This window comes from Flavobacterium branchiicola (assembly GCF_018383905.1).
In the GTDB taxonomy this organism is placed as follows: Bacteria; Bacteroidota; Bacteroidia; order Flavobacteriales; family Flavobacteriaceae; genus Flavobacterium; species Flavobacterium branchiicola.
Genome location: NZ_JAGYWA010000001.1, coordinates 814,784 through 837,631, shown reverse-complemented (window position 1 = coordinate 837,631; position 22,848 = coordinate 814,784). Strand labels below are relative to the sequence as shown.

20 protein-coding genes are annotated in these 22,848 nt (G+C 34.3%); 9 read left to right on the top strand and 11 right to left on the bottom strand.

Going from position 1 to position 22,848, the window contains the following annotated elements:
* Nucleotides 1–28 precede the first annotated feature (28 nt).
* Nucleotides 29–736 (bottom strand): ABC transporter ATP-binding protein, encoded by a 708-nt coding sequence (locus KHA98_RS03560; RefSeq protein ID WP_213255354.1) that lies wholly within the window; start codon nt 734–736, stop codon nt 29–31.
* A gap of 126 nt (nt 737–862) precedes the next feature.
* Complete coding sequence (locus tag KHA98_RS03555) at nt 863–2,107, bottom strand: efflux RND transporter periplasmic adaptor subunit (protein WP_213255352.1); 1,245 nt, start codon at nt 2,105–2,107, stop codon at nt 863–865.
* Nucleotides 2,108–2,264: 157 nt separating this feature from the next.
* Here KHA98_RS03555 and KHA98_RS03550 point away from each other — a divergent pair, with 157 nt between their 5' ends.
* Together KHA98_RS03550 and KHA98_RS03545 are read left to right on the top strand one after the other, a co-directional pair.
* Entirely contained in the window at nt 2,265–3,608 is a 1,344-nt protein-coding gene (locus KHA98_RS03550; protein ID WP_213255350.1) for a sigma-54-dependent transcriptional regulator, read from the top strand.
* A 151-nt stretch (nt 3,609–3,759) separates the two neighbouring features.
* Nucleotides 3,760–5,085, top strand: coding sequence for a sensor histidine kinase (locus tag KHA98_RS03545; RefSeq protein ID WP_213255348.1), 1,326 nt, complete (start codon nt 3,760–3,762; stop codon nt 5,083–5,085).
* A 227-nt stretch (nt 5,086–5,312) separates the two neighbouring features.
* Here the strand turns inward: KHA98_RS03545 and KHA98_RS03540 are convergent, their stop codons facing one another.
* From KHA98_RS03540 to KHA98_RS03520, 5 genes are all read right to left on the bottom strand, one after another.
* Nucleotides 5,313–5,639 carry an MGMT family protein gene (locus KHA98_RS03540; protein WP_213255346.1) on the bottom strand — a complete coding sequence of 109 codons (327 nt, stop codon included), beginning with the start codon at nt 5,637–5,639 and terminating at the stop codon, nt 5,313–5,315.
* An 80-nt stretch (nt 5,640–5,719) separates the two neighbouring features.
* A complete protein-coding gene (locus tag KHA98_RS03535) occupies nt 5,720–6,361 on the bottom strand; it encodes a LysE family transporter (protein WP_213255344.1) in 642 nt (213 codons plus the stop codon).
* 149 nt (nt 6,362–6,510) lie between these two features.
* Complete coding sequence (gene trmB / locus KHA98_RS03530; RefSeq protein WP_213255342.1) at nt 6,511–7,188, bottom strand: tRNA (guanosine(46)-N7)-methyltransferase TrmB; 678 nt, start codon at nt 7,186–7,188, stop codon at nt 6,511–6,513.
* 187 nt (nt 7,189–7,375) lie between these two features.
* The gene (locus tag KHA98_RS03525) at nt 7,376–8,758 is read right to left on the bottom strand and encodes an ammonium transporter (protein WP_213255340.1); all 1,383 of its coding nucleotides are present in this window, start codon (nt 8,756–8,758) and stop codon (nt 7,376–7,378) included.
* 262 nt (nt 8,759–9,020) lie between these two features.
* On the bottom strand, nt 9,021–9,512 hold the full coding sequence (locus KHA98_RS03520) for a nuclear transport factor 2 family protein (RefSeq protein WP_213255338.1): 492 nt from the start codon (nt 9,510–9,512) through the stop codon (nt 9,021–9,023).
* A gap of 300 nt (nt 9,513–9,812) precedes the next feature.
* Between KHA98_RS03520 and KHA98_RS03515 the strand changes: the two genes are divergently transcribed.
* Nucleotides 9,813–10,475: a hypothetical protein gene (locus KHA98_RS03515; RefSeq protein WP_213255336.1), complete on the top strand. Its 663-nt coding sequence runs from the start codon at nt 9,813–9,815 to the stop codon at nt 10,473–10,475.
* A 177-nt stretch (nt 10,476–10,652) separates the two neighbouring features.
* Here the strand turns inward: KHA98_RS03515 and wrbA are convergent, their stop codons facing one another.
* Together wrbA and KHA98_RS03505 are read right to left on the bottom strand one after the other, a co-directional pair.
* Nucleotides 10,653–11,813, bottom strand: coding sequence for an NAD(P)H:quinone oxidoreductase (wrbA, locus tag KHA98_RS03510; RefSeq protein ID WP_213255333.1), 1,161 nt, complete (start codon nt 11,811–11,813; stop codon nt 10,653–10,655).
* 229 nt (nt 11,814–12,042) lie between these two features.
* Nucleotides 12,043–12,357, bottom strand: a complete 315-nt coding sequence (locus KHA98_RS03505; RefSeq protein WP_213255330.1) for an HPF/RaiA family ribosome-associated protein — start codon at nt 12,355–12,357, stop codon at nt 12,043–12,045.
* Nucleotides 12,358–12,709: 352 nt separating this feature from the next.
* Here KHA98_RS03505 and KHA98_RS03500 point away from each other — a divergent pair, with 352 nt between their 5' ends.
* The 3 genes from KHA98_RS03500 (at nt 12,710) to KHA98_RS03490 (ending at nt 15,242) form a co-directional block, all read left to right on the top strand.
* Nucleotides 12,710–12,940: a hypothetical protein gene (locus KHA98_RS03500; RefSeq protein WP_213255327.1), complete on the top strand. Its 231-nt coding sequence runs from the start codon at nt 12,710–12,712 to the stop codon at nt 12,938–12,940.
* Between the two features lie 129 nt (nt 12,941–13,069).
* Nucleotides 13,070–13,276 carry a helix-turn-helix domain-containing protein gene (locus KHA98_RS03495; RefSeq protein ID WP_213255324.1) on the top strand — a complete coding sequence of 69 codons (207 nt, stop codon included), beginning with the start codon at nt 13,070–13,072 and terminating at the stop codon, nt 13,274–13,276.
* Nucleotides 13,269–15,242, top strand: a complete 1,974-nt coding sequence (locus KHA98_RS03490; RefSeq protein WP_213255321.1) for a DUF2075 domain-containing protein — start codon at nt 13,269–13,271, stop codon at nt 15,240–15,242. Before KHA98_RS03495 ends, KHA98_RS03490 begins: the two co-directional genes overlap by 8 nt.
* A gap of 76 nt (nt 15,243–15,318) precedes the next feature.
* Here the strand turns inward: KHA98_RS03490 and KHA98_RS03485 are convergent, their stop codons facing one another.
* Entirely contained in the window at nt 15,319–15,789 is a 471-nt protein-coding gene (locus tag KHA98_RS03485; RefSeq protein ID WP_213255318.1) for a hypothetical protein, read from the bottom strand.
* A gap of 356 nt (nt 15,790–16,145) precedes the next feature.
* Nucleotides 16,146–18,614: an AsmA family protein gene (locus tag KHA98_RS03480; RefSeq protein WP_213255316.1), complete on the bottom strand. Its 2,469-nt coding sequence runs from the start codon at nt 18,612–18,614 to the stop codon at nt 16,146–16,148.
* Between the two features lie 262 nt (nt 18,615–18,876).
* On the opposite strand from KHA98_RS03480, the gene trxA reads away from it, so the two are divergent.
* The 3 genes from trxA (at nt 18,877) to KHA98_RS03465 (ending at nt 22,847) form a co-directional block, all read left to right on the top strand.
* A complete protein-coding gene (gene trxA, locus KHA98_RS03475) occupies nt 18,877–19,194 on the top strand; it encodes a thioredoxin (RefSeq protein ID WP_012023423.1) in 318 nt (105 codons plus the stop codon).
* A 153-nt stretch (nt 19,195–19,347) separates the two neighbouring features.
* A complete protein-coding gene (locus KHA98_RS03470) occupies nt 19,348–21,924 on the top strand; it encodes a M1 family aminopeptidase (RefSeq protein WP_213255314.1) in 2,577 nt (858 codons plus the stop codon).
* A complete protein-coding gene (locus KHA98_RS03465; RefSeq protein ID WP_213255312.1) occupies nt 21,921–22,847 on the top strand; it encodes a DUF58 domain-containing protein in 927 nt (308 codons plus the stop codon). Before KHA98_RS03470 ends, KHA98_RS03465 begins: the two co-directional genes overlap by 4 nt.
* Nucleotide 22,848: the final 1 nt, after the last annotated feature.

Here is a 22,848-nt window from a genome sequence, read left to right as displayed (position 1 = left end):
AGTTACGATAAATTTTATCATTTTTTCATTATTTAGCGTCCATAAAAACATCAACATTTCGTTGATTTAATTTCTCAGAGAATATTACACCGTCTTTCATATGAATAGTTCGTTGCGAAAACGAAGCGTCATAATCAGAGTGGGTTACCATCAAAATTGTAGCGCCTTTTGCATGTAAGTCGGTCAAAAGTTCCATTACTTCATTACCGTTTTTACTATCTAAGTTTCCGGTTGGCTCATCGGCAAGAATAATTTTCGGGTCATTTACCAAAGCTCTTGCAACGGCAACCCTTTGTTGCTGACCACCTGAAAGCTGCTGCGGAAAATGTTTTAAACGATGTGAGATATTTAATTTCTCTGCAATAGCTTCAATTTTTTGCTTTCTTTCTGATGCTTTAACATTGTTGTAAAGCAAAGGCAATTCGATATTATCATAAACAGAAAGCTCATCGATTAAATTGAAATTCTGAAAAATGAAACCAATATTTTCTTTACGAACCTGAGCTCTTCCTTTTTCTTTTAGACCAATCATTTCCTGATCTAATAATTTATAACTTCCGTCTGAAGCACTGTCCAGTAGACCAATGATATTTAATAAAGTAGATTTTCCACAACCTGAAGGCCCCATGATAGTTAAAAAATCACCTTTTTTAATGTGTAAAGAAATACCGCTTAATGCTGATGTTTCTACTTCTTCTGTTCTAAAAACTTTGGTTAAATTTTGAATTGTTATCATTTTGTAAAGGTGTTAAATGTTGTTAATTACGTTTTTTGATTGATGATTGAAATGATGATTTTTTGTTTGTTTCAAGTTTCAGGTTTCAGGTTTTCTGTAACTTGAAACTTTAAACCTGAAACTAATTTATTCTTTGCTAAGCGAAAGCTCCTCAACGTCTTTGTAGTCAGAATAGGATGAGGTAACTACAGATTCACCTTCTTTTAATCCTTCCAGAACTTCATAATAAGACGGGTTTTCTCTTCCTAATTTTATAGCTCTTCTTTCGGCTTTATTTCCTTTTACTACAAAGATCCATTTTCCAGCTGTTTCCTGATTAAAACTTCCTTTTGGCAGCACTAATATTTTATTTCTTTCAGATAAAATCAGTTTTACACCAAAACTTAATCCGTCTTGTAAAGCAATATTTTCTTTAGATGTAAAAGCCAATTCTACAGTAAAATGACCACTTTTTACTTCCGGAATTACTTTGGTAACCAAAACTTCCAGCGTTTTACCTTTAAACTCCACCTGACCTTTTAAGCCTTCGCGCAGTTTTTCTAAGTAAAATTCATCTACTTCTGCAGTAAGTTTGTAGCCGCGTTTGGAATCAATTTTTCCGATGCTTGCTCCAGCCTGAAATGTTTTTCCTAAAACAGGCTCAAAAGAAGTTAATCTTCCCGTTTCCGGCGCAGTAATTAAAAAGTTCTTTTTGTTGTTTCTCAAAATATCCAAACTTTTATCCATCGTCTGAATCGAACGGTTGATTTGAGAAATTTGTAATTGATTGGACTGTTTTTCTTTCTGAATACTTTGTTGAATCGTTCTTTTGCGCTCTTCCTGAAAACGAAGACTTTCTTTAAAAGTATTCCAGTCATTTTTCGAAATCACATCTTTCTCATACAATTTCGAATTCATATCATAAAGACGTTTGGCATCATTATAATCGTGCTCGATTAAAACCAAGTCTTTGTTTAAATTCAGTTCCTGATTTCTGATGTTTAATTTTCCGGTATTCAGGTTATTGATTTGCTCAATAATGGCTGTTTCCTGAGTCAGATAATTCAATTCTGTATTTGGGTTGTACAAACGTGCCAGCGATTGCCCTTTGGTAACCATTGCACCGTTTTCTACAAAAATCTCTTTTACAGATCCTCCTTCTGTAACGTTTACAAGCATTACGTTAAGCGGTTCAACTTTCGCCTGAAAAACAACAAAATCTTCAAAAAAAGCCTTTTCAACTTTCTGAATTGAAAGCTCTTCGGTTTTTACATTTAGACTTCTTTTAGTGTTAAACGAAAAAAAGACGATTGTAGCCAAAGCTAAAAAAACTCCAATTGCTATTGTGAGATATCTAAATTTTCTATTTTTACGAGGAATTACCTTGTCCATTTTTTAAATAATTTACTGATTACCAATAGGTAAATACTGTGCCATAAAATTTATTTTTTGCAAGGCCTTGATTTTAAAGAGACTCTAAAAACGATCCAAAAAAAGAGTGTTCGATAATGAACAGTTGACCGTTCAAAATCGGACAAAAAAGAACAGCATGAGAAAAAAGCAAGCTCAAATATTAATTGTTGACGATCAGGAAGAAATTCTGTTTTCGGCAAAAATGATTCTTAAAAAACATTTTGAGACCATTTTTACCGAAAATAGCCCAAAAAAAATCATTTCGACTTTAAATGAAAATGAGATCAATGTGGTTTTATTAGACATGAATTACCGAATTGGTTTTGAAGATGGACGCGAAGGAATTCATTGGCTAAAAGAAATTAAAACACTTTCTCCAAATACAATTGTGATTCTGATGACCGCTTTTGGTAAAATTGATACCGCGGTTGAAGGAATTAAAATGGGTGCTTTTGACTATGTTTTAAAACCCTGGAATAACGAAAAATTGCTTGAAATTATTGATAAGGCTGTCGCCGAAAGCCGAAAACACAGCAAAAAAACAGTTGTTGAAAAAGCAGAAAAAAGATATTTTACCGGAACTTCTCAAAAAATAAAACAAGCTTATTCTATTGCCGAAAAAGTAGCCAAAACCGATGCTAATGTTTTAGTCTTAGGAGAAAACGGAACCGGAAAGTTTGTTTTTGCCGAATTTATACATCAAAATTCAGAAAGAAAAAAAGAACCTTTCGTACATGTCGATTTAGGTTCTTTGAGCGATAATTTGTTCGAAAGTGAACTTTTTGGTTATGCAAAAGGCGCTTTTACCGATGCGAAAGCAGATACACCGGGAAGATTTGAATCGGCACAAAACGGAACTATTTTTCTGGACGAAATAGGGAATATTCCACTTCATTTACAATCTAAATTATTGCACGTTTTGCAGACCAAAACGGTAACTCGTTTGGGCGAAAGCAAAGCAAGACCTTTGAATGTCAGAATCATTTCGGCAACCAATAATGATATTAAAGCTGAGGTGAAAAATAAAGTATTCAGAGAAGATTTGTTGTACAGAATTAATACAATGGAAATCAATCTGCCGCCTTTGCGTGAGCGAAAAGAAGATATTGTTCCGATGGCGCATTTTGTTCTGGATCAGGTGGCGGAAAAATACAATCAGAACAATTGGCGTTTTGAGGAGAATGTTGCGCCGTATTTAGAACGTTATCCGTGGAAAGGAAACGTAAGGGAAATGGAAAACAAGATCGAACGTGCTTTGATTCTGGCCGATAATAATACAATTTCTATAAACGATTTAGATATTCTGGACTTCGAAGATATTCAGGAAAACGATGATAATCCGTTATCTGAACTGGAAAAAACGGCCATCGAAAAAGCACTTTTTAAAAATCATGGAAACATAAGTAAAACCGCTGAAGAATTGGGTTTGTCGAGAGCTGCACTTTACAGAAGAATTGAAAAGTACGACTTAAAGAATTAAAGAAAATGAATAGCGTCCAGCTTTAGCTGGATGTAAATAATAAGGAAAGATAGGAGGCTTTAGCCAAACATAACATTTTGGCTAAAGCCCTGTTTCTATAAATAATTTTATCATTCCGCCAGCTAAAGCTGGAGGCAATTCAAATCAAATAATGAAGAATTGGAAGTTTTATAACGCTTTATTTGTGAGAGTCTTGTTTATCATGATTCTCTTTTTCTTTTGCGTTTTTCTCATCTATAAAGCCTTTTATTATAATGCACTTTTGGTAGGCTCTTTCGTGTTTATAATGCTGGCCGAAATGTATTTTTATGTAAAAAACCGATTGCAGTTTTATGACAGAACAATGCTTTCGATTTTGCAAAATGATTTTTCGACCAATTTTCCCGAAGAGAATAAAAAAGACAATTTCAAAAGTTTATATCTTCTTTATGAAACTTTAAAAGAGCGCCAACAAGAACAAATTTCTAAAGAGTTGATTTATCGTTCCCTTTTAAATAATATTGATACAGCAGCTTTAATCCTGGAAAAAGACAATGAAGACTGGAGTATTTTTTTAATGAACGATTGCTTTTCAGATTTGTTTAAAGTGCCAAAAGTAAGTCATTGGAAATACCTTAAAAACTATCTTCCGTCGCTTTGTTTTGAAATTGAAAAGACGGAGTTCAGCGAATTAAAATCGGCGATTTCTATAAAAATTGAAGAACAGGATTTGCAGACTTTTATGTTGCAGACTTCAAGAACTCAAACCTACAATAAAGAATATTTTATTGTTTTACTGGACAGTATTCAGCGCGTTATCGAGAAAAAAGAAAAAGAAGCGTGGATTAATTTAATGAAGATTATATCGCATGAATTAATGAATTCCTTAACGCCAATTCGTGCGCTTTCGCAGAATTTGCTTCATATCGTAGATCAGGATCAATTGGAAGAAGACGATTTTGAAGATATTAAAAGCAGTATTTCGACGATTATAAACAGAAGCGATCATTTGCAGGTTTTTGTTGATAATTACCGAAAACTCGCCATGCTGCCAACGCCAACAAAAGTGATGACGCCAATAAATGCGTTGTTTGATGATTGTTTGAGAGTGATGAGTCCGATTTTGAAATCAGAAAACATTGAACTGATAAATGATCTGCACAGTTCGCGTTCTATTTTGATTGATAAAAGCCAAATGGAACAAGTGATTATAAATCTGATAACCAACAGTATTTATGCTTTAAAAGAGAAAAACGACAAGAAAATGTTCGTATCCAGTTATACCGAAAATAATCGCTTTTTCATCACTATCTCAGACAACGGAAAAGGAATAGACAAAGAAATTCAGGACAAAGTATTTCTGCCATTTTTCACCACAAGAAAAGACGGCGCCGGAATCGGATTAACGCTTTCAAAAAACATCATCGAAGCGCACGGCGGTTATTTAAGCTACCAAACTGATGAAGATAAAACCAGTTTTGTGATTTGCTTAATTTAATTTATCGCTTTCCTGCAAGGTTTTCAAAACCTTGTAGGTATGTGAATAAAAGTATCTTTTGAGATTTAATATTTACTAAATCGAATTGTGTTATTTACTTGACTTGACAAATTGAGTAATCAAAAATTCACAATTTTTTAGTTTACGATAATGTCACCCTGAGCGGAGTCGAAGGCTTTATCGTGCAAAAGGGCTTCGACTCCGCTCAGCCTGACAAAGAAGAAATTTTAAAACTCAACTTCTGGTTGCCAGAAGTGTTTTTCGAGATCTACAATTTGATTGTTGACTACTTTAATGCCTTCACTTTCTAAAAGTTGCTGCATTAAATTGGTTCCGTCAAAATGATGTTTTCCAGTCAAAAGACCTTTTTGGTTTACGACTCTGTGCGCGGGAACATCATCCATATTATGACACGCATTCATCGCCCAGCCCACCATTCGCGCAGAGCGTGCAGTTCCTAAAGCTTTTGCAATTGCGCCATAAGAAGTAACTTTCCCATACGGAATTTGTCTGGCGACTATATAAACTCTTTCGAAAAAATTTTCTTCAGCCATTTTTAAAAATATTTTACCATTAAGATATAAAGTTATATTAAGATAAAAGCTTAATTTTTCTTAATTACTTAATGGTTAGTTTATTGCCCGAAATAGTAATTCAAAATATTAAAAAGCGTTGCAAGAGCAACTAAACCGGTGATACTACCAATAATAGTATTCATGTTACGCAACAGATAATCAGTTTTCTTTTCGATTTTTCCGAAAAAAGCAATGTAACTGTATAAAGCAGCAAACGAACCCAAAACAGACCCTAAAACAAACGTAAAAATAGTGTTGTTTTCGAATACAAAAAGATGATAAGTTGCCAAAGTAACACTTACAACAACATAATATGGAATAGGGAAGAAGTTAAGGCCAGAAAGTAACATTCCTAAAAAGAAGCGGCTTTTTTTACTGCTCTTTTTAATTTTTGCTTTTTTCTTGGCTTTTGGCTCTTTTGCAATAAATAAAAAATAAATGGTGAGGATCGAGAAAGTAACAAAGCCAATTTCTCTTAAAAGCGTTACAACATCAGGACGATTGTCGATTACTCTGGCGAATAAAACCGCAACATAAACCTGAAAGAAAATAACCAAAACCGCTCCGATTACAAACCAAAGTGCATTCTTTTTTCCTTCTTTAAGGTTTATTTTGGCTGCCGTCATGTTGATTAAACCCGGAGGAATAATCCCAATTGCAGCAGCAATAAAACCAGAAAGTAATGGGGTAAGTAATGCCATTCAGTTGTATGATGGGTTATGAAAAACGTGTTTTAAAATTAAATTATACCATTTACATTTATGTTTTAACCGAATGTTTTCTGGTATAATGCCGATGTAATATGAAAATAGTACAATGTAATTGGACTATATTGAATATATAATCGGTATTAGTCTTTAATTTTGAAACGAATATACGTAATTGCCTTGTTAATTTCTAAATATTGTTTTTCATAAAAAGTCTGAAAAGCAGTAACTTCTTCAGGACTTCCTTCATTTTTGTATACATTATGATTAGCGTATAAAACCTCGTGTCCTTCACCATGAAGCAAACCAAGCGTATAACCGTGCATAAATTCACTGTCCGTTTTCAGGTTTACAACACCGTCTTTTTTAAGGATTTTTTTATACAATTGTAAAAACTCAGAATTCGTCATTCTGTGTTTTGTTCTTTTGTATTTAATTTGAGGATCCGGAAAAGTAATCCAGATTTCATCTACTTCGCCATCAGCAAAAATATGATTGATCAATTCGATTTGAGTTCGAACAAAAGCAACATTGTGCAATCCGTTTTCAACAGCGGTTTTTGCACCTCTCCAGAAACGCGCACCTTTAATGTCAATTCCGATAAAATTTTTGTTGGGATATCTTTCTGCCAGTCCAACAGAATATTCACCTTTTCCACATCCTAATTCTAAAACTAAAGGATTATCATTTTTAAAGAAATCAGAATTCCATTTCCCTCTCAAAGGCATTAGGTTGCCTACAACTTCTTCTCTGGTTGGTTGAAAAACGTTTTCAAATGTTTCGTTTTCTCTGAATCTCTTAAGTTTATTTTTACTTCCCACTTGTACAAAAATTTTTTGCAAAATTAAGGAATATAAACGAATGAAAATAGCGGAATTGCGTTTTAAAGTTTTCCAGCCACGAATTACACGAATTTGCACTAATTTCTGTCTTAATAAACATATTAGCTATGCTGATATGCTACAAAATAATTAGTGAAAATTGGTGTAATTCGTGGCAAACCAAATATTACCCGTAATGCGGTTCTGTAATTGGTTTTGATTTTGGGTCAAGGGTTTCGTCGTGTTGCGATAAATCCAGTCCCATATGTTCTGACTCTTCTGAAACTCTTAGCGGAATAATGAAATTTGTTACTTTAAATAAGAAATAAGCCCCGAAGAAAGTGAAAATCGAAACAAGTACCAACGCCATCATATGATGTGCAAAAACGTTCCATCCGCCATGTAGTAAACTTGCGTTTTCACCATGCGCGAAAATGGCAGTTAAAATCATTCCCATGATTCCGCCCACACCATGACAGGCAAAAACATCAAGAGTATCGTCAAACTTTTTAGAAAAACGACAATTTACAGCAGAGTTTGAAACTAAAGCCGTTATAAATCCGAAAAACATACTTTCAGGAACTGATACAAATCCGGCTGCCGGCGTAATGGCAACTAAACCTACAACGGCACCGATACAAGCGCCTAAAGCCGAAACTTTTCTGCCATTCATTCGATCAAAGAAAATCCAGGTTAACATGGCTGCGGCCGATGAAGTTGTGGTTGTTGCAAAAGCCATTGCAGCAGTTCCGTTGGCTGCAAGCGCAGAACCAGCGTTAAATCCGAACCAGCCAAACCACAACATTCCTGTTCCTAATAATACAAACGGAATATTAGTTGGAATATGCTGACTGTTTTTTCTTTTGCCTAAAACAATAACTCCCGCCAAAGCAGCAAAACCGGAACTCATATGTACTACAGTTCCTCCGGCGAAATCTTTCACACCAAAATAACTTCCTAAAATTCCTGTTGGATACCAAACGGCATGACATAAAGGAGCGTATATAAAAAGGGTAAATAAGCTGATAAATATTAAATACGAAATAAAGCGAACACGTTCTGCAAACGAACCTGTAATAATAGCCGGAGCAATTATGGCAAATTTCATTTGAAACAAAGCAAATAACATAAACGGAATCGTGCTTGCTAATTTTTTATGAGGCAAAACGCCCACATAATCCATAAATGCAAAAGTCGTTGGATTACCAAAGAAGCTATAAAAATGATCTCCGGACCCAAAACCAATCGGATCTCCAAAAGCCAAACTAAAAGCGACTACAACCCATAAAAGTGTTACAACGCCCAAACAAATAAAACTTTGAAGCATGGTTGAGATTACATTTTTCTTGCCCACCATTCCGCCATAAAAAAAAGAAAGTCCGGGCGTCATGATCAAAACCAGACAAGAAGAAGTTAACATCCACGCCACATCTGCCGGAACAATATGATCTGTCGTACCAAATTCAGACAATACATAACTATTTTCGGTCATTGTTGGCCAAAAAGCACCCGTAATACAAACTATACTTATAATAATAAAGGAAATGATCCAGCGTCTTTCTATTTTCATTTTTCAAATACTTTATTGAACCCTATTTTTTTTGGGGTCAAAGTTAAAAAAAAATAAAGATTTTGATTTTTAGGGCTATAAAAATAGTGGTCAGTATTTTATTTTAGTCAATTTTGTAAATTATGGAGGCGTTTTTTGAGAGTATTTGATTTTGAACTTCCAAAATATGCCTAATATTGTCAATTGTGTTATAATTGTTTTGTTAATGACCTTTGTAAGTCGCTCTAAAAGTTAGGATTATAAGAATAAAACATGAAAATGTTTATTTTTTCTGAAGCTTTGTAATCAATGCGTCTTCAATTGGCGCTTTTATTTTGATCGCAGCTTCGACTTCATCATTCGGAATTGTCATCGATAAAACATAATGCTGAATTTTCCATTCTTTACCTACTTTCACCAAAACGCCAGAACCACGACAGATTTTCATTTGTGTATCAAGCAACTCATCAAACCACGCTATTTTTCCAGTTGGGTCAAAATATATATTACGTTGCAATGCTTTAAAATTCCAGGTGGTTCCTTTTTCGAAAAATGGTTTTGCCCAGGTATAAAAATCATCTTTAGACCAGTTTTCTGTTGCATCGGTTCCAATATAAATAGCATCTGGCGCGAGAGTATTAAAGTAAACGTCCATTTTTACTTCGGCGGCAGCCTTATGCCAGGTATCTAAAGTTTGATTGATTTTGTCTTTTTCGGCTTTTTGAGCATTTGCAAAAGACACAACAAATAAAAGAAGTAGAATTGTTTTTTTCATAATAGATCTGTTTTATGTTTAAAGGTATTAATTTTTTTAAACCAGAGATAATAGCACACGGATTTTACGGATAAAACAGATGAAACACAGATGGATTATTGGAAGTTTCTTTTTACTTTCTGAATAGCACAGCAATAAAAAAAATCTGCTCAATCTGCGAGAGGTAAAAAAGACTCCAAAAGAGAGAACATTCGTTCTATAAAAAAACACCACAAAACCAATACTTAAATTATCTTATATAACTTATATGGTAGAAAACCCAAAAACAAGTATATTTGAGTGCTTTAAAATACCACAATTATGAATTCAAAAATCCTTATAAGTTCGCTGGCCTTTTCTCTAGTTTTTATTTCCTGTAAAAAAGAGTTAGAACCACAAGAAACAACCGCAACATCTGAATTAGTAAGACTAGGACTTGCAAAAGACACCGCAAAAGTTGCTCCGGTTATGCAGGCACAACCTCAAACCAATCCAAATACGGTTTTAGGAGAAACAAAAGGATTAAATCCGGCACACGGACAACCGGGACACCGTTGTGATATTGCCGTTGGAGCGCCGTTAAATTCGGCTCCGCTACAACAAGGACAAGTTACAACAACTCAAACGCCGCAAATGGTTCAGGTAAATCCGAATCAGAAAAATGTGGTTACGACGACAACAGTTGCACCGGTAAAAGTTGGAAAAGGAATGAATCCGTCGCACGGACAACCGGGACACAGATGTGATATTCCTGTTGGAGCGCCTTTAAATTCTCCGGTTGCAAAAGCTGGTACAACAGCAACAGCGCAAAGCGGATCGACATCTCAAAGTTTTACCGTATCACCGCCACCTGCAAACAATCCTGTTCCGGCTTTATTAAGTACCGAAACAACTCAAACAGTAGCCGAGGGAATGAATCCGGCGCACGGGCAACCGGGACATCGCTGCGATATAGCCGTTGGAGCTCCGTTACCAAAATCATAAACACAAAAAAACCGAATACAATTTGTATTCGGTTTTTTGTTTAATAAAGAAATCAAAAAGAAATTTATTTCTTTGATATAGATAAGCTATGTGAATTAAAACAAGTGAAACGCCTTTTTGATTTAAACTGAACTATGTTTTTATGTGTTAAAATAGTAGACCCTAAAAGCTTCATCTTTATTCTATTTCAAAAACAGCCTGAATTTCTACAGCTGAATTGATCGGTAACGAAACCGCACCAATTGTAGCTCTGGCATGTTTTCCTTTTTCTCCAAAAACCAATGCAGTCAAATTTGAAGCCGAATTCATAAGCGCAGCATGTTGCGTATATTCCGGCGTAGTATTAAAATATCCTGTTAATTGCACACATTGTTTCACTTTATTCAAATCGCCACCGCAAGCTTCTTTTAAAACCGCAATTACATTTAGCATGGTTTGGTACGTTGCTTCTTTAGCCTGATCGTCTGTAACCGTTGCGCCAACTTTGCCCGGATTTAAAATCTTTCCGTCTTTTAAAGCTACCTGATTAATAAAGACTTTATGATCTGAAATCGTGTACGGAACATAATTGCCAACCGGTTTAGGCGCTTCCGGAAGTACAATATTATTGTCTTTTAGCATTTTGTAAACGTCGGTTTTAATTTCTGTCGAAGTTGTTTTTACCGTTTTTATATTCTCTGTATTTTTTAATCCCGATGCAACTCTTGCCAAAGCTTTCCCTTGTTCTTTAGCCAAATTCAATTCGCTTTGCGACGGACGTGTTCCTGTTGATCCCGCTAACGAAGTTGCTCCAAAAGGTGTATTTCCCTGCGGAACCGTTTTGTCTAAAGTAGCCGTCCCCATAATTCCTGTAGGCACGATTACCATTCCGTGAGAAGCTAGAATATTCCAGAAAGATAAAATTGCAGCTTCTTTTCCTGCTCCGGATCCTGCAGACATAAATACAGTTGCCGGTTTTCCTTCTAAAGCTCTCGATGTCCAAAGCGGAATACTCTGGCTGAAAAAGGAATTCATATCAGCGCTGATATTGGCAAAATGTACCGGACTTCCAAATGCGATTCCGTCGTAATTGGCCAATTCGTCAATGGTCGCGATGGGTAATTTTTCTACTTCGGCAGTAAGTTTTTCTTTCGAATTTATAGATGGAACCCTCTTTAAGATTGCTTTTGTATTTGGATATTCCTGAATTCCTTCAGCAATAGATTTTGCCATTTTGTAGGTTCCGCCGTTTTGAGAATAAATCAAAACCAAAACATTAGTTTCAGTCGATTTTACTTGTGCATTAACACCAAAACCTAAAAGAACTGCGATTAATAATACGAGTAATTGCTTTTTCATGAATGTAATTTTATGTGATATTGTAAATAATCCCAATCAAAACGCCTGAGTTTTTAAAGGTCAGGCTTCTTTTTTTGGGACTGCAAATTTACTTTTTACAATCCCGAAAAGCGTTATTATTATCTTAAATTCGGTTTAGTGTAATTGACGCAAGTTTAATTTTAGTGCAATAAAAAATGGCATTATCCTGATTAGAGATAATGCCATTTTTTTAAATATTGTATATCAATTAATACTCTTTGATTTTTTCGAAAGTAGTAGTCAATGATTTTTTAATTTTTGCTAAAGCGCCGCTAAAAGCTTTTTCAAGCGTATCGGCGTGTTCTGTTACGGTTATGGGTTGTAATTTTTGAGGGCGAACTTCGATTACACATTTTTTGTCCTGTAAGCTAAACTTCTCTCCATTTTCATCACCAAAGTGAACTTCTATACGGGTAATTTTGTCTTCAAAACGTGCTAAACCTTTTTCTAATTCTCCAGAAAAGTAGCTTTCTAATCTTGCATGTCCTTCAATGTTTTTGTCTGTGTTGATTTGAATCTTCATAATGGTTTACTATTTAATGATTGTTTCTCAAAGCTATCTTTTTTTGAATGAAAAGCCAAGCGAGTTAATAAAAGATTATGAAAAATTTAGAGCCATCTTAAGCATTTTTACGCTTTCGCGAAAGAAGAAATGGCTACGAGTATCTGTAGAAGAAAGAGAAGTTAAAAACAAAGAAAAGTACGCCCAAATTTTTTGCTTTTCGTATGTTTGCAGTCCTAAAACTTTCAGACTATGATATTAAAAATATTCTCCCGTGTGGTATGCTGGCGGTATTGGAAACAACCGCAACGCTCTGAAAGGCGTAGGACAGCTAACCTACGCGGGTTTTATATTATCCCTAACCTTTCAGATTATGAGTACAAACACCCTTTCAAAAGAAACAGAATTGAGATTAACTGAATTTTTCAACAATTCAATTGACTCCAAAAGCATGGCCAAATCAATTCGCCAGGTAAATTATCTTCTTGCCTTAAATGTGATGCGCGAACAGGAAACCCTGCAAACCGAAAACATCAACCTCGAAGACAATTTCTATTGGCTGAATAAATTAGCCGAAATTCTGGATCCTTATCTGGAGAATTAAAACTCAAAAAGCTACTGTAAAAAGTAGCTTTTTTTATTTTGTGGGTTGTCTTTCGTTTATAGCGTTTTTAAATAAAAACCCGACTATACTCCGTTGTTTTAAAGTCTACATTTTGCAATTTTTGTTAGTATGGATATTAAGCAAAAATTCGGACTTAAAATTAAGGAGCTTAGAAAACTCAAAGGATTATCTCAAGAAAAACTTGCAAATTTAGCGGAGATAGATAGAACATATTTGCCAACAATTGAAAAAGGTGAAAGAAATGTTTCTATTGAAGTTGTTGAGAGATTAGCAAATGCTTTACAAGTTAAAGTAAAAGACTTGTTTGATGAGTAGGGCTTATTATTCAAATTCCATTACCAATTTTATTATTGAAAAAAATAGTAGCATTTATGGAAAAATAGCAGGAAACTATGATTTAAGGAAATTGATTCTTCAACAATCAGATGCGTGGAAAATTCAAATTGAGATTCTAAAAAAAACGCTTCTAAATTTTCAAGGACAGATATATTTCGAATTTTCTATTCCACGAATGGGGAAAAGAGTTGATAATATTTTAATTATTGAAAGTTGTATTTTTGTTTTAGAGTTTAAAATTGGCTCAAAAACTTATGATAAATCGGCAATAAACCAAGCTTTTGATTATGGTTTAGATTTGAATAATTTTCATGAGGGAAGTCATAATAAAAACATTATACCAATTTTGATCGCAGAGAAAGCGATTAATTTTAGAAATTCTTATAGAAATTCGTGCGATAATTTATATGAAACTATTGTAGCAAACGAGAATAATCTAGTTGATGTTATATCGGAAACATTATTACATTTTAATAATTCTAACAAAATTGATGGTCAAAATTGGGAGAACTCCATTTACAGGCCAACGCCAACAATTATCGAGGCCGCTACAGCATTATATAAGAAACACAATGTTTCGGAAATTTCGAGAAGTGATTCTGGTGCAGAAAATTTATCTATAACATCGGCTTGTATATCTGAAATTATTGATTTTTCAAAAGATAAAAACAGAAAATCAATTTGTTTTATTACTGGAGTGCCAGGAGCAGGGAAAACTTTGGCTGGATTAAATATTGCGAATTTAAGATCTAATTATAAAGAAGAAGAGCATGCTGTTTTTCTTTCAGGAAATGGTCCGTTGGTAGATGTTTTAAGGGAGGCATTAGCTGAGGATAGATTTAAAACTGCAAAAGAGGAAAATTCAAGTATTAAAAAATCTCTAGCTAAGTCACAAGTAAAATCATTTATTCAAAATATTCATCATTTTAGAGATGCTTCAATAAAAGATGAGAAAGCTCCGATTGAAAAAGTAACTATTTTTGATGAGGCCCAACGCGCGTGGACAAAGGAACAAGCTTCAAAGTTTATGAAAAAGAAAATTCCAGATTTTAATAAATCTGAACCTGAATTTCTTATTGAAGTGATGGACAGGCATAAAGATTGGTGCACAATTATTTGTTTGATTGGTGGCGGACAAGAGATAAACACAGGAGAGGCTGGCTTAGAAGAATGGATTAGGCCATTTTTAAATAGGTTCGAGGATTGGGATATTTATTATTCCTCTAAAATTTTAGAAGATGAAAATTACATTAAAGATAAGGGTACGTTAGATATTTTGGATAGTAAAGAAGCGATAAAGAAAAATGAGCTTCACTTATCTATTTCTTTGAGATCATTTAGAAGTGCTCAATTATCTAATTTTATTCATAATGTGATAAATAATAATATTGAAAGTGCTAAAAGTTTATATGATGAATTTATAAAAAAAGATTATCCAATTAAGATAACTCGTGATTTAGATAAAGCCAAGAAATGGTTGAAAATGTCTGCTAAAGGTTCTGAAAGGATTGGGATTATTGCCTCTTCGGGTGGAATTCGTTTAAAACCTTTTGGGTTAAATGTAAAAGCTGAAATAGAAGCTCCAAAGTGGTTTTTAAATGGGAAAGACGATATTCGTTCTTCATGCTTTTTAGAAGAAGTAGCGACGGAATTTCATGTACAAGGATTAGAGTTAGATTGGGCTTGTGTTGCTTGGGATGGGGATTTATATTATGATAATGGTGAATGGAATCACAAAAAGTTTTGGGGGACAATTTGGAAAAATATTAATGATCCTAAAATTAAAAATTATTTAATTAATTCATATCGAGTTTTGTTAACTAGAGCAAGACAAGGAATGATAATTTATATTCCTCATGGAAACCATGAAGATATCACAAGGCCTGAATTTATGTATGATGGAACATTTGATTTTTTTATATCATTAGGAATTGAGGAAATTTAAATTATCTCATGTTAGTATTATAAAAATTCCCTAAAAAAGTTAAAGTTTTTGGGGAAGGTTTATGAAACAATTGTATTTAAATATCCTGATTTTCAGGATAATCAATAATAAAATAATTTTCAAAAGCCTTACAAAGTAGTTTTTTATCTATTTTAAATAATTCATTCCTAACATTCCAGTCTTTGATATATTCCTCATCACTTTCGCAAATTTCTTCGCCATAAAATTTTCTAGTTAAAATGTCGCTTAACAAGACATCATCACAATGATGATATTTTGGATAATATTTTTCAATGAATGACCAATAATCAAATATATCTTCATCTTCTTTTTCTGGAGTTATTTTTTCTTCGAATTCTTTAATTACTTCAAATTCAAGCCAGCCCATTGCTTCGCCGATTCCTTTGTAAAATGCATTTCTTTCTGCTTGTGACTCAAAACTGTATTTTTTTAGATTGATGATTTTTTCATAATCATTTAAAGGTTCATTATTTTGAAATTTCCTTACTTGATCTTTTCCAAATATTATTTCTGCTAAATATTTCATTTTTTGACAATGTATTTTGTTGCTATTTAAAAAAAAATTAAGTTCAAATTTAGCTTTTAGAGTACAATTGACCCGAGGACAATTGGCCTCATTGTTGTTAAAGTTTTCAACTTGATATTAACTGTTTAGATCCTTTTAGAAAAAAAAACGCCAATCATTTGTGACTGGCGTTAATAATATTTTAAAAATAATCTATTGAAACCAAATGCCCTAGCCCTGATGGGAGGGAAAATCCTTTTGTGCCGGTGTTTGGCATAAAAGATTTGGAAGGACAGCAGGAAATAGCTCCTTATCATTAAGGCTGGAAACTCTTCTCTCGAAGCTTCGGGATCGCTTAGAGAGACAGGTTGTAAACGTTATTTTTCTTTATCTTTCTTCCCACGCTTAATTTTCATCTTCCCATTCTCTTCAACGGCAACTAAATGCAGTACAATACCTTTTTCGCGTACAGCATCGCGTTCGGCTTTGGAGGTTAGTTTGGCGTCGTTTTTAGAATTTCGGAGTGGGATTGTCATGGCTAAATTGGTGCCGTGCCCAAAGGAATAAACGCCTTTGGCATCGAAATTTAAAACACTCGAACTTATAGTTAGTTTATTGACATCGACCATTTCGCCGCGCATTTTAAAATCGCCGGACAAATCGCTGAAAGTGATATTCTCAACATCACGAAACGGAAAAGCATATTTCCCGACTTTCATAATGGGTTCAAATTTTACCAAAGCGCCCTGATTGACATTAAAATTCAGCGTTCCGTGGATAGAATTGGTAATCAGTTCGCCATTGCTGTTGATAAAACCGGTTACATTGGCAGAACTGGTGAGTTTTCCGTGAATGTTATTTGGTGTAAATGATTTGATACCAAAGTTGTTGAACGATTTTAAAAAACTTGCAATATCAACCCGATTTACCTGCGCGTTAGAACCAACGGCAAAGTTTTTTCCGCTTGGCGAAACTTCGGCATTAAAAGCAATATTTCCGCCGGAAGTTTGAAGCGATCCGTTTTTTAGAATCAACTTCGAATCTATCATCTGAATCCTCACATTGGTATTTGTCGCCGTTAGTTTGTTGTACACTATTTTGTCGGCCTTAAAGTCGATTACTACAGCGCATTTTTCGATTACCGTGCGCAAATGGTTTGACATTGTGGGTTTCTTGTTGGTTTTGGCAACGGTTTTCTGTTTTGTAGAAGAAGCCATAACGCCCAAAAATTGCTTAACATCAATATTTGGACAATAAATATTCCAGTTTACGACCATTCTTTCTGGAGCATCATAATAGAGATTCAGGAAGTTGTCTATTTTTCCGTCTATAAAAATGGTGTTGTTTTTATGTTTGTAGGCAATTTTTTTAATAATTAAAGCTTCTTGGGTAAAGTTAAGCTGCACATTTACTTTTTCGGCATGCACATTTTTCGGAATAAAATGAAACGATGTATTGGTTACATTTACATCTCCGATAAATTTTGGTTTGTTGATATAAAGATCAACAATATCAAACTGAAATTTTAAATTGGCCGTGGCGTGACCTTCAGAAAACTGAATCCATTTATCATTGCTGATTTCGTTCAGTTTAGTCACATCAAAATCGGAGTTTACGGTTCCGGTTGCCAACGGTTTTTCGAGATTATTGATTGATAATTGCGGAATTTTCAACGGAATATTTTCATAATTGGCCGTAAAATGGGTTAGAATAACCGCAGAATTGGCATCGCTAAAACCTTCTTTTGGTTTGAAATTATTGGTAAAAATTCCTTTAAAACTACAATCGGTCAGTTGTCCGTCGGGAATGCTCAGTTCGTTATCTTTTATTCCGGCCTGAACGACTATTCTGGGATCGCCTTCGGCATTAAAATCTCCTTTTATGTCGCAATTTACATCGATAGTTTTTTTTAGATTAAAGTGATTAAGCTTAGAACTTATGTTTGCCGAGAGTAAATTGGAAGCGTTTTGCCATAAAATTTTAGTGCCAATATTAATTCCGAAAAGGCCATTTCCTTTGGCTAAATTAAAAAAGGCAACAATATCAAAAGAGTCGGTTCCTATTTTTAAACCATCGGTTTTTACGTCGATTTTTTCTTTTTGAGAAGAATAAGAAACATTAAAAGTTCCTTTAAGTTGTTTTTGTTTGGCAAAACTTCCGTGAACGGTATTAAAAGCGAGACTGTTTATTTGAGTGTCCAGAAAAACATCGGTTTGCCAATCGTCTCCGTCGTAATTTACCGTAGATTTTAAACTCGCCACAGCAAAATCAAATAGTTTGTGTCCGACTTGGTTGTCTAATGTAAAATGAACATTACTAAGGTCGACCTGATCAATTGTAGTTTCGGGTTTGTCTTTGTTTTCGGGTGTTTTTTTCTTTTTGGGTTTAAAGATATTAGCGTTAGAATAGCCATCTTTGGCCTTGTACACATAAATCTGTGCATCGTTTATAAGGATTTTATGTATGTTGATTTCCTTTTGCAGCAAACTCCAAACGTTTAAACGCACTTCGATTTCTTGTGCTTTTAGTAAAGTATGTTTGTGAGTAGCCCATTGATTGTCTTTTAGTTCTACATCTTTTAAGGCGAGTGTAAAATTTGGAAGCCCCGATAAAAACTTATAGTGAAAATCGCCAATATGAAATTTTCCGTTTATGTTTTCATTGATCTTGGTATTGATTTTTGCCATTATTTCGGTTTTATTTCGATTGAAATAAATCGACAATCCTCCGCAGGCAACTAAAATCAGGGCGACAAGTCCCAAAATAAAAAAGCCAAAACGTTTGGCATATTTTTTAAATCCGGCCGATTGTAAAAAGAGTTTTATTTGATGTAAAGTTTCTTTCATTAGGACAATTTTTTTGGATGATTAAAGATAGTGTAAAAAATAATCATAATTAAAAAATTGATTTTCAAATTAATACAGCGTTAAGGTTCTGTACTGATTGTATTTTTTATGATATAATTATTTACAATACATTTATAATCAAAACTAATTTAGAGATGGTGTATCATTTGTATTTAATTTCTAACTTTGTACTTCAGTTTTGAGAATATAAAAAACTTGTCTTTTGGGACAAAAGCTGAAATAACATTTAAAGAAAATTATTATGGCATTAGCAATAACAGATGCTACTTTTGATGAAGTAGTTTTAAAATCAGATAAACCGGTAATGGTAGATTTTTGGGCAGCATGGTGCGGTCCTTGTAGAATGGTTGGTCCAATCATTGACCAATTGAGCGATGAGTACGCAGGTAAAGTAGTTGTTGGTAAAGTCGATGTAGATGCAAACCAGGAATTTGCTGCAAAATATGGTGTGCGTAACATACCAACCGTTTTGGTGTTTCATAACGGTGAAGTAGTAGGAAAACAAGTTGGAGTAGCTCCAAAACAAACCTACGCAGATAGTTTAGACGCTTTATTGTAATCGTAAGATTATGATTTATATAAAGAAGGTTTGGCGAAAGTCAAACCTTTTTTATTTTTATTTTTTTTCCGCCACGAATTCACGAATTAATTAAAGCAATAATTCGTGAATTCGTGGCGGAATTTTTATTTTTACGAATCTTATTTCTAAAAAATGAAAATTTTCTACAGCCTTCTTTGCTTTTTTTTAATGTCGACGATTTGTTTTTCTCAATCAAAACAAAAGGGAAATAATCTTATGATCGAAAATGGGGTTTCAGAAGAATTGGCTCATTTTCGGAAAAAGCAAATCTCAGAAGTTCAATACAGTTTATTGTTTGAAATTCCCAATCAGAAAAGTGAAGATATCAATTCAAATCTGAGTTTGAATTTGATAGTATCCGATTTGAGTCAGCCTTTGTTTCTTGACTTTAAAGAGAAATCTCAAAACATAAAATCAGTTTCAGCAAATGGTAAAAACATTGCAATTGTTCATGAAAAAGGACACATTGTAATTCCTTCTGCGGCTTTAATTTCTGGGAAAAACACAATCTCAATTTCATTCATTGCTGGCAATTTATCTTTAAATAGAAACGACGATTTTCTTTATACTTTATTGGTTCCGGATCGTGCAAGTACTTTATTTCCTTGTTTTGATCAGCCGGATATAAAAGCAACGTATAAACTCAGTCTTTCTGTTCCTAAAGATTGGTCGGTTTTGGCTGCAGCCGATGTAAAAGAGAAAGTCGAAAAGGGCGATTTTACTTTGTACACTTTTGGAGAATCAGATAAAATGAGTACGTATTTATTCTCTTTTGTGGCTGGAAAATTCAAAAGCGTTACTCAGAAACCGGGAATGGAAATGACAATGTTGTATCGCGAAAATAATCCCGAAAAGATAAAAACAAGTACCGATACCATTTTCAATTTACATCAGCAATCTTTAGATTTCTTAGAGAAATATACCAATTATAAATTCCCTTTTCAGAAACTGGATTTTGCTTCAATTCCTGTTTTTCAATATGGCGGAATGGAACATGTTGGTGCGATTCAGTACAGAGAATCAACTTTGTTTCTGGACAACAGCGCGACGGACAGCGAGAAATTAAATCGTGCAAAACTCATTGCACACGAAACCTCGCACATGTGGTTCGGCGATTTGGTCACCATGAAATGGTTTGATGATGTCTGGATGAAAGAAGTTTTTGCCAATTTTATGGCAGATAAAATCATGAACCCGATTTTTCCGAAAGTCAATCATAATTTGCAGTTTTTTACATCGCATTATCCAAGCGCTTACGCGGAAGATCGATCGCTGGGAACACATGCTATAAAGCAACATTTAGAAAATCTAAAAGATGCAGGTTCGCTTTACGGTGCTATTATTTACAACAAAGCGCCAATTATGATGCGCCAGTTAGAAGCTTCAATGGGAAAGGAAGCTTTTCAGAAAGGAATTCAAAAATACATTCAGAAATACGCCAACGATAATGCCGACTGGAATAATCTGGTAGAAATTCTTGATGCCGAAACGCCTCTCGATATGAAGAAATGGAGCGAGGTTTGGGTAAATAAATTTGGAAGACCCATTTTTACAGATATAATCGAATACGACGCTCAAAACCGAATTAAGGAGTTTATGATTGTGCAGGAAGCAGAAGGTAAATCGGTAAATATCTGGCCTCAGATTTTCCAAATTGGTTTTGTTTATGCAAATGAAGTAAAAGTTGTGACCGCAAATATTATTAATAAAGACTTAATTATAAAAGAAGCCGTTGGACTCGAAAAACCGCTTGCCATTATTTACAATTATAATGGTTTTGGGTACGGTGTTTTTCCGCTTGAAGGGAATGATTTAAATTATATTGCCGGATTAAAAGATGAGGTTGCAAGAGCTTCGGCTTATAGTAATCTTTATGAGAACATGTTGATTGGGAATAGTGCGCCAGATAAAGCTTTTGATTGTTTTTTTAAAGGAATTCAAACGGAGGAAAATGAATTGGTTTTGCGAATGATTTCCAATAATGTGAATACTATTTATTGGAGATTTTTGACAGAAAAACAACAAAAGAAAGTTCAGAAACAACTTGAAGAAATTTTGTACAGTCGTTTACAGACTAATTTATCAGCCAATATTAAAAAGACATTATTCGGATTGTTTAGTTCGATTGGATATTCTGATTCGGCGAAAGCCAAATTATATCAGATTTGGAATAAAGAAATGGTGATTCAGAATTTGAAATTAAACGAAGACGATTATACCAATCTGGCAATGAATCTGGCGATTTTTGAACATGAAAAAGCTGATGAAATTTTGGAGAAAACCAGAACAACAATTACAAATCCGGATAAAAAGAAACGATTTGAATTCCTGCTTCCGTCTTTATCAAAAGACGAATCGGTTAGAAATAGGTTTATAGAATCTTTAAAAGACGATGCCAATCGCGAGAAAGAATCTTGGGTTTCGGTTGGTTTATCGAGTGTAAATCATCCGCTTCGTCAGGAAAGCGCGCAAAAGTATCTTAGATTTTCACTAGATTTGGTTGATGAAATCCAGCGTACGGGAGATATTTTCTTTCCGAAAGACTGGTTGGATAATACCGTTGGACGATATTCGTCGAAATATGCTTTTGATGAAGTACAGCGATTCTTAAAAGAAAACCCTAATTTTAGTCCGATTCTGAAACGTAAATTGTTTCAGGCGACAGATTTGCTATACAGGGCACAAAAAATTAAAAAAGAAACCGAATGAAAATTGAATCGGAAATAGAGAAAGTCTCCAGTTTTCAGCATCTTGAAATGCTGGCAAATCAGGTTGTAGAAGGTTTTATATCCGGAATGCACAAGAGTCCGTTTCATGGATTTTCGGCCGAATTTGCCGAACATAAAGTTTATAATGCCGGCGAAAGCACAAAACATATCGATTGGAAATTGTTTGCCAAAACAGATCGTTTATACACGAAACGTTTTGAAGAAGAAACCAATTTGCGTTGTCATCTTATTGTAGATAATTCGTCGTCGATGCATTATCCCGAACTCAAATCAAATCAGCCATTTTATGAAAAGAAGATTGGTTTTGCGGTTTTGGCTTCGGCAGTTTTAATGAATATATTAAAGAAACAGCGCGACGCCGTTGGCCTAAGCGTTTTTTCTGATAGCTACGAATATTATGCTCCGGAGAAAGGAAGTGATCGCCACCATAGAATGTTGCTCAATAAACTGGAACAATTATTAGAACAGCCAAAAGTTAAAAAAAGCACGGATACGATTACCTATTTGCATCAGATAGCAGAGAAAATGCATCGTCGCTCGATGATTATTTTGTTTACAGATATGTTTCAGACCGCAGATGATGAAAAGCTTTTTAATGCTTTGCAGCATCTTAAACATAATAAACATAAAGTAGTTTTGTTTCATGTGGTTGATAATCAAACGGAGTTGAAGTTTGATTTTGATAATGCACCAAGAAAATTTATTGACGTAGAAACAGGCGAAGAGGTTTCGATTTTTGCCGATAATGTAAAAACTGCCTACGAAGAAAGGGTAGAAGCGTATTTTAAAAACCTGGCTTTAACCTGCGCAAAGAACCAAATTAAGTACGTTCCGGTAAATGTTGGTGATAATTTTGAAAAAATATTGACAACTTATCTGGTTGAAAAACAAAACTTTGGATAAT